This is a genomic window from Desulfocurvus sp. (assembly GCF_023230885.1).
Taxonomy (GTDB): Bacteria; Desulfobacterota; Desulfovibrionia; order Desulfovibrionales; family Desulfovibrionaceae; genus Desulfocurvus.
Genome location: NZ_JALNWM010000107.1, coordinates 1 through 11,200, shown reverse-complemented (window position 1 = coordinate 11,200; position 11,200 = coordinate 1). Strand labels below are relative to the sequence as shown.

Below are 11,200 nucleotides of genomic sequence, written 5' to 3'. Positions count from 1 at the left end.
GAGGGCTCTCTGCTGGCATGGCGGCTCCTGGGCTGTTCCTGGGTGGCTCCGGGCGGGCCGGGCGGCCGGCCGTGCCGTCCCGGTCACGCATTTTCCCGGCGGCGTGACCGCATTGCGGGGGTCCGGCCCCCGGACGTATAGCGGGAGGGTCGCGCTCCCCCCGGAGCATGGTGGAAATCCGGAACAACCGCAACCATCGGAGTGTCCCTGCCATGAAACGTTTCGCCTCGCTTCTTGCCGTGCTGCTGCTCCTGGCGGCGCCCGCCCAGGCGGCGGACCTGCTGCTGGCCCAGGCGGCCAACTTCACCCCGGCCATGAAGGAAATCATCCCGCTCTTCGAGAAGGCCACCGGCCTCAAGGCCGAGGCCACCTACACCTCCACGGGCAAGCTCTACGGCCAGATCGTCAACGGCGCACCCTTCGACATCCTGCTGGCCGCCAACGAGGCCACCCCGGCCAAGCTCCTGGCCGAGGGCCGCGCCGAGGAGCCCTTTGTCTACGCCAAGGGCCGCGTGGTGCTGTGGACCCTCAAGAAGGAGCTGTGCGCCATGTCCTGGCCCGAGGCCGTGCGCGCCAGCACCAAGGTGGCCATCGCCAACGTCGAGACCGCGCCCTACGGCACGGCCTCCATGCAGGCCATGCAGGCCGTGGGCCTGTGGGAGGAGATCCAGCCCGCCCTGGTCTTCGGGCAGAACATCAGCCAGCCCTTCCAGTTCGCCTCCACGGGCGCGGCGGACGTAGGCTTTTGCGCCCTGTCGTCCACCTTCACCCCCGAGGGCGGCAAGGGCTGCTTCCTGGAGGTGCCCGAGGCCCCGAAGGTCATCCAGGCCGCCTGCGTGCTGAAGAGCGCGCCCAACCCCGAGGCCGCGCGCCGGTTCGTGGAGTTCCTGCACACGCCCGAGGTGGCGGCCATCAAGGCCAAGTACGGCTACGAGTAGATGCTCGAACCGCTCGTCCTCTCGGCCAAGCTGGCCCTGATCACGACGCTGCTCATCCCGTTGGCGGCGGCGCCGCTGGCCTACCTCCTGGCCTTCCGGCGCTTCCCCGGCAAGAGCCTGGTGGACGCCCTGGTGTCCCTGCCCATGGTGCTGCCGCCAACGGTGCTGGGGTTCGCCCTGCTGCTGGTCATGAGCCCCCAAAGCCCCCTGGGCGCGGCCTTCGAGTCCCTCACCGGGCAGCGCCTGGTGTTCAGCTTCACGGGCATCGTGCTGGCCTCGCTGGTCTACAACCTGCCCTTCGCCGTGCAGCCCCTGCGCACGGCCTTCGAAAAACTCGATCCCCGGCTGCTGGAGGCCTGCGCCGTGCTGGGCATGTCGCCCGTGGCCGCGTTTTTCCGCGTGGTCCTGCCGTGCAGCCTGCCCGGGCTGGCCGCGGCCTCGGTGCTGGTCTTCGCCCACAGCCTGGGCGAGTTCGGCGTCATCCTCATGGTCGGCGGGAGCATCCCGGGCAGCACGCGGGTGGCGGCCATCGCCATCTACGAGGCCGTGGAGGCCCTGCGCTACGACGACGCGTTCACGCTCTGCCTGGCCCTGGTGCCCATGAGCTTCCTCGCCCTGCTGGCCATCAACCGCATGAACAGGGGAGGGCGCTGATGGCGCTGGCCATGAACGTGCGCAAGCGGCTGGCCCATTTCGAGCTCCGGGCCGAGCTGCGCTGCGAGCCCGGCAGCCTGACGGCCCTGGTGGGCCCCTCGGGCGCGGGCAAGACCACCCTCATGCGCATCGCCGCCGGGCTGGACCAGCCCGACGAGGGCCGCGTGGCCCTGGGGGCCTGCGTATGGGTGGACACCGCCGCGGGGGTTTTCGTGCCCCCGCGCCACCGGGGCCTGGGCTTCGTGTTCCAGGACTACCCGCTGTTCCCGCATCTCACGGTGCGCGCCAACGTGGCCATCGCCGCGCGGCGCAGGGAGCGCGTGGACGAGCTCCTGGAGCTGTTCGGCATCGCCCGGCTGGCGGGCAAGCGCCCCGGGGCCATCTCCGGCGGCGAGCGCCAGCGGGCGGCCTTCTGCCAGGCCCTGGCCCGCGATCCGGTGCTGCTCCTGCTCGACGAACCCTTCTCGGCCCTGGACGCGGCCACCCGGCGGGCCCTGCGCCGCGAACTCGCCGCCCTCAAGGGCGAGCTGGGCGTGCCCATCGTGCATGTGACCCACGACCTGGAAGAGGCCCGGGAGCTGGGCGACGCCATCGTGGCCGTGGAGGAAGGCCGGATTTCCCCCGACTGGCTGGAGCGCAACTCCCCGGGCCGGTGCCCCGGGGAGCCTCCGGCCCCGGGCGGCCCCGGGGCACCGGCGGGCAAGGCGCCCGCCCCGCACTAGGGCGGCGCCCGCACTGCGCGCCACGGCCCTTCGCCGCGCGGCCACCGGAGTCGTACGCCTTTCCTTCACATGCCCCGGCCCGCCTTCAGGGGCGCCGCGCCCGCCCCCGGAAAAGGAAACGGCCCGCCAAGGCGGGCCGTTTCCTTTTCCGGGGGCGGATCAGGCCGGATGCTTGCGGGCCACCACCACGCCCTGGGTCAGGACGATGGGCCAGTTGACGAAGGTTTCGAGCACCTGGCCGTGGCGGGCGACCTGCTCCAGCACCTCGGCGAAGCCCAGGGGCCGCTCGTCGGTGAAGCGCCAGCGCCCGGCCAGCTCCACGGCGCCGCGCGCCGCGCGGTAGAGCCAGGTGGGCGTGGGAAAGGAGATGACCACCACGCCCCCCGGGCGCACGGCATCGAAATGGGCGCGGATGGCCGCCGCCGTGCCCTCGGGGCCGAAGTGCTCGATGAGCCCGATGCTCAGGCACAGGTCGGCGTCGCCCCCGGGGGCCGGAGCCAGCACGTCGCGTTCCTCCAGGGTCACCGCGGGCGCCCCGGGGTTGGACCGCGCGAACAGGTCCAGGCCGGTGCGGTTGCTGTCCACGATATGGTAGGCGGCCTGGGGGTGGGCCTTGCGGAAGTCGGGGAAGAAGCAGCTGTTGGCCCCGCCCAGCTCCACGGCCTTGCGCGGGGCGGGCGCGTGGCGCCCGATGGCGCCCAGCAGGCGGGCGATGGTGTAGCGCCGGGTCAGCCCGGCTACGCCGGGGCGGCGGCGGTAGTAGGCGTCCCAGTCCGTGGGCCGGGCGGGGGCCTCCTGGCGCGGCCCGGCGAAGACGCACTGGCGCTGGAAGGCGAAGCTCAGCACGAAGAGCAAGAGCTCCGAGACGGCCTTGGCCAGCAGCAGGGGCAGCCCGAGCCCCGAGCTCAGGGCCACGGTCATGGTGTAGGAAAAGGCCATGAGCACGGCCACAAGCCCGGCGTAGCGCAGGGCCTCCTGGCGCACCGCCCCGCGCGACTTGAACACCCAGCCCTTGGCCAGGGTGAAGTTGAACGCCCCCGCCCCCAGGCGCGCCAGGCAGATGGACAGGAAGGTCTGGCCCGTGAGCAGGGCGAAGAAGGCGAAGATGGTGTAGTCGATGGCCGCCGTTGCCAGGGACAGGGCCGAAAAGCGCAGGAAGACGAAGTAGACCTTGAAGGAGTCCAGCAAGGGATTGAAGTGCGAGGTGGCGTTGCCGTCGAGGTAGACCGTGGCGATGGGCACCTCTTCGATGGGCAGGCCCGAGCGCGCGGCCAGGATGAGCATCTCCAGCTCGAAGTCGTAGCCCTCGGAGGCGACCCCGAGCAGCCGGGGCAAAAAGGCCGCCGGGATGGCGCGCAACCCGGTCTGGGTATCCTTCAGGCCCAGGCCGGTGAAGAAGCGGAAGACGCCTAGGGTGGCGCGGTTGCCCAGGCGGCTGCGCAGGGGCACGTCGGCCTCGCGAAAGCCGCGCGCGCCCAGGATAAGGCTCTGCGGGCGGCGCCGGGCCTCGTGGAGCACGCGCACGATATCCTCGGCCAGGTGCTGGCCGTCGGCGTCGGCGGTCACGGCCCCGGGGCAGTCCGGCAGCTCCACCAGCAGATGGTTGAAGGCCGTTTTCAAGGCCCGGCCCTTGCCCATGTTGCGGGCGTGGCGCAGCACGGCCACGCCGGGCAGGGCCCGCAGCTCGTCGAACAGCGGGGCGCACGCCGGGGAGGAGCCGTCGTCCACGACGACGACGCGCTCCACGCCCCGGGCCAGCAGCTCCCGCACCAGGGGCGGCAGGGCGGGGGAGGGTTCATAGGCGGGAATGACGACCACGGGCTGCATGGCGGTGGCGGACTCCTGGGCGTTAGGCCCCGCCGGCGGGCGCGGGGGCGGTTGGGCCCCGGCCCGCCCGGGCGCAGAAGTCCCGGACGGTGGCTCCGTCGGGCTCGCGCCGCAGGTCGTTGGCCAGGGCGTGGAAGAAGAAGACTTCGTCGGCCAGCAGCTCCGGGGTCGGGGCCCTGCCGGCCAGGGTGGCCTCCAGGCGCGCGGGGTCGGTGATCTCCGCGCGGCTTTCGCGCCAGTCGTCCAGGTAGCGCAGGGGCATGAGCAGCGCCACGCAGGCCAGGGCGACGGGCGCCAGCCGCCGGACGGCCCGTCCGGGGCTCAGGCGGTCGAGGGCCAGCCCGAGGAGGACCACCAGCAGCATGTTGGCCAGGCCGCTGGAGCGGTTGACCAGCTCGAAGGCCAGCGCGGGGCCGTAGCCCGTTCCGAGCACGGAGCGGTCCAGCACCAGGACGTTGGCGGCGCAGACCAGCCCGGCCCAGGCCAGCAGCACCGGGACCAGGAAATCCCCGGCGCGGGTGGCCGGGCCGGACCGGCCTTCCCGGCGGGCCCGGCGCCACAGCAGGCAGACGCCCAGGGTCGCCCCGACCCAGTATATCCAGCGCGTGAAGCGCCGGGGGTCCAGCCCGGCGTGGTCGCCCAGCAGGGCCAGCAGCAGGCCGGCGCCCAGGACCGTCAGCCCCAGCACGGCCAGGACGCAGACCCGGACCAGGCGCCGGGGGGGCATGGCCATGATCCCGGCACCGGCGGCGCGACGGCGCGCCAGCAGCCCCAGGGCCAGGGCGGGCGCCAGCAGCGCGGCGAAGCCCACGTTGAGGGAGGCGGCCAGCAGCCCCAGGCCCGCCGGGGCCACCCAGGCCCGGACCGGGGCGCGCCCCGGCTCCTGGGCGCCCACAAGCAGCAACGCGGCCGCGAACACGGGCAGGGCCGTACTGCGCAGGGCGGCCTGGTACCAGAGCATCCCGCTGATGCCCAGGGGGCTCAGGGTATGGCCCCCGGGCAGCAGGCCCACGGCCAGGGCCAGCACCAGGGCCCAGGCCACGCCCCGCCCCGCGCCCAGGGCCCGGCGGGCCGTGCCCAGCAGCAGGGCCACGGCCCCGGCCTTGAGCAGGGCGTGGGCGGCCAGCACCCCGAAATAGGCCGAGGGCGGGCCCCAGGCCTCGAACAGCCGCGTGAGCAGCGCGCAGAGCGGGTAGTTGTGAAGCACGCCGAAGCGGATGGTGTAGCGCAGGCGCATGGCCTCGGGCAGGTCGCCCAGCGCCCCGGTCAGGGCGCCAGCCAGCTCCGGCACGGCGACCAGGCGCGCCAGGGCGCGCAGGACGGCCATGTCGTCGGCGTTGCCGTCGCGGGCGGCGGTGAACAGCGTGACCACCACCGGAACGCAGACGGCCACCAGGGCAAGCAGGACAAAGGGTACGCCGCGCGGCGGCGGCGTACCCTGGCTTGCGTGTCGGGCTGCGGGGCGCATCCGGGGCGGCCCCTATTTCTTGAAGTCGCGCAGCATCTTCACGGCGCAGTACTCGCCGCACATGGCGCATTCCTCGCGGTCGGCGTGGGCCTGGCGGCGGTGGCGGACCATGGGCGGGTCCAGGGCCAGGTCGGCCATGGCCTTCCAGTCCAGGTCCGCGCGGGCGCGCGAGATGTCCAGGTCGCGGCGCGTGGCCAGGGGGCGGCCCAGGGCGTTTTCCGCGCTCTGGGCGGCGATGCGCGAGGCCAGCACGCCCTGGCGCACGTCCTCGCCGTCGGGCAGGGTCAGGTGCTCCGCCGGAGTCAGGTAGCACAGGAAGTCCGCCCCGAAATAGGCGGCCAGGGCCCCGCCGATGGCTCCGGCGATGTGGTCGTAGCCGGGGGCGCTGTCGGTGGTCAGCGGGCCGAGGACGTAGAGCGGCGCGCCGTGGCACAGGCGCTTGATGCCCTGGATCTGGGCCTGGACCTGGTGCATGGGCACATGCCCGGGGCCCTCGATCATCACCTGCACCCCGCGCTCCCAGGCGCGGCGGGTCAGCTCGGCCAGGACGACGACCTCCTCCCACTGCGCGGGGTCGCCCGCGTCGCAGCCCGCGCCCGGACGCATTCCGTCGCCCAGGGACAGGGTCACGTTGTGGCGCGCGGCGATGTCCAGCAGCTTGTCATAGTGCGTGAGCAGCGGGTTTTCCTGGTTGTTGGTCTTCATCCAGCGCACGGTGATGGATCCGCCGCGCGAGACCACGCCCAGTACGCGCCCGGACTCCTCGACCAGGGCCGCCGCGCGGCGGGTCACCCCGCAGTGCACGGTCATGAAATCCACGCCCTGCTCGGCCTGGCGCTCGATCTCCTCCAGCAGCTCCTGGGCGCTGAAGTTCGCGGGGTCCTCCTTGGCGCGGATGTACTTCTGCACGCAGCCGTAGAGGGGCACCGTGCCCAGGGGCAGGGGGCTTGCGGCCAGCATCCCGGCGCGGATGGCGTCCAGGTCGCCGCCGGTGGACAGGTCCATGACCGTGTGCGCGCCGCTGGCCTCGGCGATCCTGAGCTTCAGGATCTCCTTGTCCGGGGCTTCCACGAAAGGCGAGGTGCCGATGTTGGCGTTGACCTTCACCGTGGCGGGCTGGCCCACCAGGGTCGGCAGCACCCCGGCGTGGCCGGGGTTGGCCAGCAGGACCATCGTGCCGTCGGCGACGGCCCGGCGGATCAGTTCGGGGTCCAGGGCCTCGCGCTGGGCCAGCGCGGGCAGATGCTCGTCCAGGAGCCGTGAGAGGAGGGGATTGTTTGGCATGGCCTCGAGGTTATGTTGCGGGTTGACGCGGGCCCCGGGAAAAGGCCCGCCAGAGCAGGAAGACACCGTAGAGCGCCAGGGGCGCGGACAGGAGCTGGCCCATGGTCAGCCCGCCTGCCAGCAGGCCCAGGTGGGCGTCGGGCTCACGGAAGAATTCCACCACGAAACGAAAAGTCCCGTATCCGGCGGCGAAGAGCCCCGACACGGCCCCCTCGGGGCGCCTGCGCGAGGAGAACCACCAGCACAGGGCGAAAAGCAGCACTCCTTCGAGGGCGAATTCGTAGAGCTGGGAGGGGTGGCGCGGGTAGGGCCCGGCCTCCCAGCCCGGAAAGATCATGGCCCAGGGCGCGTCGCTCACGCGGCCCCACAGCTCGCCGTTGATGAAGTTGCCGATGCGCCCGGCCCCCAGGCCCAGGGGCACCAGCGGGGCGATGAAGTCCGACACGGCGAAGAAGCTCTTCCCCGTGCGCCGCGCGAACAGCCAGAAGCACAGGAGCACGCCCAGCAGCCCGCCGTGGAAGGACATGCCGCCCTCCCACAGCCGCACCACGCGCGCGGGCTCGGCCAGGTAGGCCAGGGGGTCGTAGAAGAGCACATAGCCCAGCCGCCCGCCCAGGATGACCCCGAGCATGAGCAGGGCCACCAGGTCGTCGACCTGGGTCGCGGTCCAGCCCGAGCCCGGGCGCGAGGCGCGCCAGCGCCCCAGCCCCCAGCCGCCCAGAAAGCCGAGCATGTACATCAGCCCGTACCAGCGCACGGCCAGCGGCCCGACGGACACGGCCACGGGGTCGAAATGGGGAAAGGTCAGGGCGAGCATAGGGGGCGTCCCGGCATGGCGGGGCTAGGCGTCCTGGGCCATCCAGCGGCCCGCGGCGGCGGCCTCCTCCTTCCAGCCCGGGGAGAAGCGCAGGGCCAGAAACTCCAGAAACACCGAGTCCAGGAAGGCCAGGCCGCGTTCGAGCAGGTACATCTTTTCCAGGAAGGCCGCGTCGGGGTCTTCGCCCTCCTCGCGCCCGGTGTCCACCTTGGGGGTCTTGAAGGAGGACAGGCTCATGTCCTCGGCCTTGAGGGTCGCGGACCACTGCTCGGCGTCGGCCTCGATGCGCACCAGGGCCTTGGAGACCTTCTTGCCCATGGCCAGGCCGGTCTTGGCCTCGCGCAGCTCGCTCAGCAGCCCGCTGACCGAGGTGGTTTCCTTGGCGTCGCCCTCGCCGCCGGTGACGGACACGCGCTGTTCCATGAACAGGGCGAAGGGCTCGCCCGCGTCGGTCTTGAACCGTCCGGCCTGGGATTCGCTCCTGTACCACAGCCAGGTCAGGAACTCCTGGCCCAGCACCACGTCCGTGGCTTCTCCGAGATATGCGTGGTCCATGCGGGCCTCCGGCTTAGACGAAAACAGTGGGTTCAAGGTCGTCCAGGACGCTTGCGCGCTCCTCGCCCATGCGGGCCAGGGCCTGGTAGTACGGGGTCATGGGCTCCAGGTGCAGGTCGAAGGTCATTGTGAACATGTCCTCGAACAGAGCGCGCAGCTTGCCCTGGATGGAAGCCAGGTAGACCACGCCGGAGCCGGTGTTCCAGACCACGTCGAACTGGGCGGGGATGGGCAGGGTCCGGGCCATGAGCCGCAGCCTGGTCTGCTCCTTGAGTTCGTTCTTGCGGTCGCGCGAGACGTAGGCCTTGCCCTTGGTCTGCTCCATGCGCTCCATCTCGCCTGCCAGGGCCAGGGTCAGGTGCTTCTTGAACACCGCCGGGGGGATGCGCCGGGTGTCCAGGCGCAGGCCCATGGTGATGAACTCGCCCTTCTGGGGCGGGGCCGTGCGCCAGTCGGCGTCGAGCATGTCGTCGAAGGCCACCCAGCCGAAGGAGCGCTCGTCGGCGGTGTGGTCGATGTCCTTGAAGGCGTTGCGGCGCAGCCTGTCGGCGATTTCCGGCCACAGGGTGTCCGGGATTTCCTCGATGATGCGGTAGCGCGTGAAACTCGCGCTGGCGGAAAGAAAGCCCACGGTGGATTCTCCTTGTTCATCCGGGCGGGGTGGGAACGGTCGGCCCGGGGCGGGTGCGACCCTTGGGGGTCCGGCCCTTTCCTTACCCTGCGCCGGGCCGGCGGGCAACCCCCCAAAGGCGGTGCCCGGGGCGCGTTGCCGGGGCGGGCCGTTTGCCGTAGCCTTGGGCCGCAACCCCCACCCCGGGCCCCGGCCCAAGGAGCAGCCATGCCCCGCTACAGCGGAGTCAACCACCTGGCCCTGGTCACCGGCGACATGGACGCCACGGTGCGCTTCTGGCGCGACCTGCTCGGCATGCGGCTTGTGGCGGGCCTGGGCCGCCCGGGCTACCGCCACTATTTTTTCGAGATCGACGGGCGCGACATGGTCGCCTTCTTCGAGTGGCCCGGCGCAAGGCCCCTGCCCATGAAAGACCACGGGGTTCCCGTGCGCGGGCCGGTGGCCTTCGACCATGTGTCCATCGGCGTGGCCTCGCAGGAGGACCTATGGGACGTGCGCGGGCGGCTGGAGGCGGCGGGCTGCGAGCCCTCGCCGGTCGTCGACCACGGGTTCATCCACTCGGTCTACTGCTTCGACCCGAACATGATCCCCATCGAGTTCTCCTGGGCCGTTCCGGGGGCGGACCCGCGCGCCCGCCCGGCCATGACCGACCCGGCCCCGGGCGCCCCGGGCGCCGAGGGTCCGGAGCCCCGGCCCGGACACTGGCCCCCGCCCGTGCCCCAACCCGAGGCCGAACGCGAGGTCTACCCCGGCGAGGGCCGCGAGCTGCTGGAACCCGAGCGCGACTTCTGGCGGCGCCGCCCACCGGACCCCGGGGCGTAAGCGCGCCCTTCCCTTTCCGCCGCCCGCGCCGTATCCTCGGCCGCGTATGGCGAACAACGAGCACAAGGCGGACATCGGCGAATACGTCGCGGCCCTCAAGGCCTCGCAGCGCCTGGGGCACCTGGTGGTACACCACCAGACCCTGCCCCCGGCCCCGGCCCGCGAGGCCGCCTGCGCCAGGCCCTGGCCCGTGACCCTGGAGCGCCTGCTGGCCCTGCGCGGCATCCCCGCGCTCTACGAGCACCAGGCCCGGGCCATGGACCTGCTGCGCGCCGGGCGCAACGTGGTGGTGGCCACGCCCACGGCCAGCGGCAAGACCCTGGTCTACACCCTGCCCGTGCTCGAACAGCAGATCATGAACCCCGACAGCCGGGCCCTGTGGCTCTTCCCCCTGAAGGCCCTGGCCCAGGACCAGCTGCGTGGCTTCGAGGAAATGGTCGCGCCCTGGCCCGGCCCCGGGCGGCCCCGGGCGGCCATCTACGACGGCGACACCCCGGCCCGGAACCGGCGCAAGATCCGCGAGGAGCCGCCCGGGGTGCTGCTGACCAACCCCGAGATGCTGCACCTTGCGCTGCTGGCGCACCACGGGAAATGGGCGACCTTCCTCTCCGGGCTGACCCATGTGGTGGTCGACGAGGTGCATACCTACCGGGGGATCATGGGCTCGCACATGGCCCAGGTCTTCCGGCGGCTCGCGCGCGTGTGCCGCCGCTACGGCTCGGCCCCGGCCTTCGCCTTCCTCTCGGCCACGGTGGGCAACCCCGGGGAGCTGGCGCAGCGCCTTTCCGGCCAGGAGGTGGCCGCCATAACCGAAAGCGGCGCCCCCCGGGGCGGGCGGCACTTCCTGTTCCTGAACCCGGCCCTGACCATGGCCGACAGCCCGGCCCAGGTGGCCATCCTGCTGCTCAAGGCGGCCCTGGCGCGCGGGTTGCGGACCATCGTCTACACCCAGTCGCGGCGCATGACCGAGCTCGTCGCCCTGTGGGCCGCCGAGCGCTCGGGGCCGTATCGCGGGCGCATCAGCGCCTACCGCGCGGGCTTCCTGCCCGAGGAGCGCCGCGACATCGAGGCGCGCATGGCCTCGGGGGAGCTGCTGGCCGTCATCTCCACCAGCGCCCTGGAGCTGGGCATCGACATCGGCGGCCTGGACCTGTGCATCCTGGTGGGCTACCCGGGCACGGTGATGCAGACCTTGCAGCGCGGGGGCCGCGTGGGCCGGGCCAGCCAGGAGTCCGCCGTGGCCCTCATCGCCGGGGAGGACCAGCTGGACCAGTATTTCATGCGCAACCCGCGCGACTTTTTCACCCGGCCCCCCGAACGCGCCGTGCTCAACCCGGCCAACCCGCGCATCGTGGAGCGCCACCTGGTCTGCGCGGCGGCGGAGATGCCCCTGACCCTGAAAGAGCCGGACAAGGACAGGCCCGGGGAGTTCCTGCCCGGGGCGGACGCCGCCTGGCTGGCCGAGCCCGGGGTGGCGCCCGT

Annotated in this window: 11 protein-coding genes; 5 read left to right on the top strand and 6 right to left on the bottom strand. The window is 72.4% G+C overall.

Annotation, left to right across the window (positions count from 1 at the left end; genetic code table 11):
* Positions 1 to 212 precede the first annotated feature (212 nt).
* From modA to M0P34_RS09045, 3 genes are read left to right on the top strand one after another with little or no spacing between them, the layout of a single operon-like run.
* Positions 213 to 938: a molybdate ABC transporter substrate-binding protein gene (modA, locus tag M0P34_RS09055; RefSeq protein WP_291498590.1), complete on the top strand. Its 726-nt coding sequence runs from the start codon at positions 213 to 215 to the stop codon at positions 936 to 938.
* Entirely contained in the window at positions 939 to 1,592 is a 654-nt protein-coding gene (gene modB / locus M0P34_RS09050; protein ID WP_291498589.1) for a molybdate ABC transporter permease subunit, read from the top strand.
* Positions 1,592 to 2,314, top strand: a complete 723-nt coding sequence (locus M0P34_RS09045; RefSeq protein WP_291498588.1) for an ATP-binding cassette domain-containing protein — start codon at positions 1,592 to 1,594, stop codon at positions 2,312 to 2,314. The genes modB and M0P34_RS09045 overlap by 1 nt, the downstream gene beginning before the upstream one ends.
* Positions 2,315 to 2,473: 159 nt before the next feature.
* On the opposite strand, the gene M0P34_RS09040 is transcribed toward M0P34_RS09045, so the two are convergent.
* The 6 genes from M0P34_RS09040 to rdgC are packed head-to-tail and all read right to left on the bottom strand — an operon-like array spanning position 2,474 to position 8,896.
* The gene (locus M0P34_RS09040; protein ID WP_291498587.1) at positions 2,474 to 4,141 is read right to left on the bottom strand and encodes a glycosyltransferase; all 1,668 of its coding nucleotides are present in this window, start codon (positions 4,139 to 4,141) and stop codon (positions 2,474 to 2,476) included.
* 22 nt (positions 4,142 to 4,163) lie between these two features.
* Positions 4,164 to 5,609 carry a hypothetical protein gene (locus M0P34_RS09035; RefSeq protein WP_291498586.1) on the bottom strand — a complete coding sequence of 482 codons (1,446 nt, stop codon included), beginning with the start codon at positions 5,607 to 5,609 and terminating at the stop codon, positions 4,164 to 4,166.
* A gap of 12 nt (positions 5,610 to 5,621) precedes the next feature.
* Positions 5,622 to 6,893 carry a phosphomethylpyrimidine synthase ThiC gene (gene thiC / locus M0P34_RS09030; RefSeq protein ID WP_291498585.1) on the bottom strand — a complete coding sequence of 424 codons (1,272 nt, stop codon included), beginning with the start codon at positions 6,891 to 6,893 and terminating at the stop codon, positions 5,622 to 5,624.
* 10 nt (positions 6,894 to 6,903) lie between these two features.
* Positions 6,904 to 7,710 carry a prolipoprotein diacylglyceryl transferase gene (gene lgt / locus M0P34_RS09025; RefSeq protein WP_291498584.1) on the bottom strand — a complete coding sequence of 269 codons (807 nt, stop codon included), beginning with the start codon at positions 7,708 to 7,710 and terminating at the stop codon, positions 6,904 to 6,906.
* 24 nt (positions 7,711 to 7,734) lie between these two features.
* Positions 7,735 to 8,265: a hypothetical protein gene (locus tag M0P34_RS09020; RefSeq protein ID WP_291498583.1), complete on the bottom strand. Its 531-nt coding sequence runs from the start codon at positions 8,263 to 8,265 to the stop codon at positions 7,735 to 7,737.
* 13 nt (positions 8,266 to 8,278) lie between these two features.
* The gene (rdgC, locus tag M0P34_RS09015) at positions 8,279 to 8,896 is read right to left on the bottom strand and encodes a recombination-associated protein RdgC (RefSeq protein WP_291498582.1); all 618 of its coding nucleotides are present in this window, start codon (positions 8,894 to 8,896) and stop codon (positions 8,279 to 8,281) included.
* A gap of 207 nt (positions 8,897 to 9,103) precedes the next feature.
* Here rdgC and M0P34_RS09010 point away from each other — a divergent pair, with 207 nt between their 5' ends.
* Both M0P34_RS09010 and M0P34_RS09005 read left to right on the top strand, forming a co-directional pair.
* On the top strand, positions 9,104 to 9,718 hold the full coding sequence (locus tag M0P34_RS09010; RefSeq protein WP_291498581.1) for a VOC family protein: 615 nt from the start codon (positions 9,104 to 9,106) through the stop codon (positions 9,716 to 9,718).
* A gap of 46 nt (positions 9,719 to 9,764) precedes the next feature.
* Positions 9,765 to 11,200: DEAD/DEAH box helicase (locus tag M0P34_RS09005; protein ID WP_291498580.1), on the top strand; the 1,436-nt coding region annotated here is incomplete at its 3' end.

What these genes read in the sequence shown, in the direction of transcription:
- modB (WP_291498589.1), top strand. Translation starts at nt 939, where the DNA reads ATGCTCGAACCGCTCGTCCTCTCGGCCAAGCTGGCCCTGATCACGACG.
- M0P34_RS09045 (WP_291498588.1), top strand. Translation starts at nt 1,592, where the DNA reads ATGGCGCTGGCCATGAACGTGCGCAAGCGGCTGGCCCATTTCGAGCTC.
- lgt (WP_291498584.1), bottom strand. Translation starts at nt 7,710, where the DNA reads ATGCTCGCCCTGACCTTTCCCCATTTCGACCCCGTGGCCGTGTCCGTC.
- M0P34_RS09010 (WP_291498581.1), top strand. Translation starts at nt 9,104, where the DNA reads ATGCCCCGCTACAGCGGAGTCAACCACCTGGCCCTGGTCACCGGCGAC.
- thiC (WP_291498585.1), bottom strand. Translation starts at nt 6,893, where the DNA reads ATGCCAAACAATCCCCTCCTCTCACGGCTCCTGGACGAGCATCTGCCC.
- M0P34_RS09035 (WP_291498586.1), bottom strand. Translation starts at nt 5,609, where the DNA reads ATGCGCCCCGCAGCCCGACACGCAAGCCAGGGTACGCCGCCGCCGCGC.
- M0P34_RS09040 (WP_291498587.1), bottom strand. Translation starts at nt 4,141, where the DNA reads ATGCAGCCCGTGGTCGTCATTCCCGCCTATGAACCCTCCCCCGCCCTG.
- M0P34_RS09020 (WP_291498583.1), bottom strand. Translation starts at nt 8,265, where the DNA reads ATGGACCACGCATATCTCGGAGAAGCCACGGACGTGGTGCTGGGCCAG.
- modA (WP_291498590.1), top strand. Translation starts at nt 213, where the DNA reads ATGAAACGTTTCGCCTCGCTTCTTGCCGTGCTGCTGCTCCTGGCGGCG.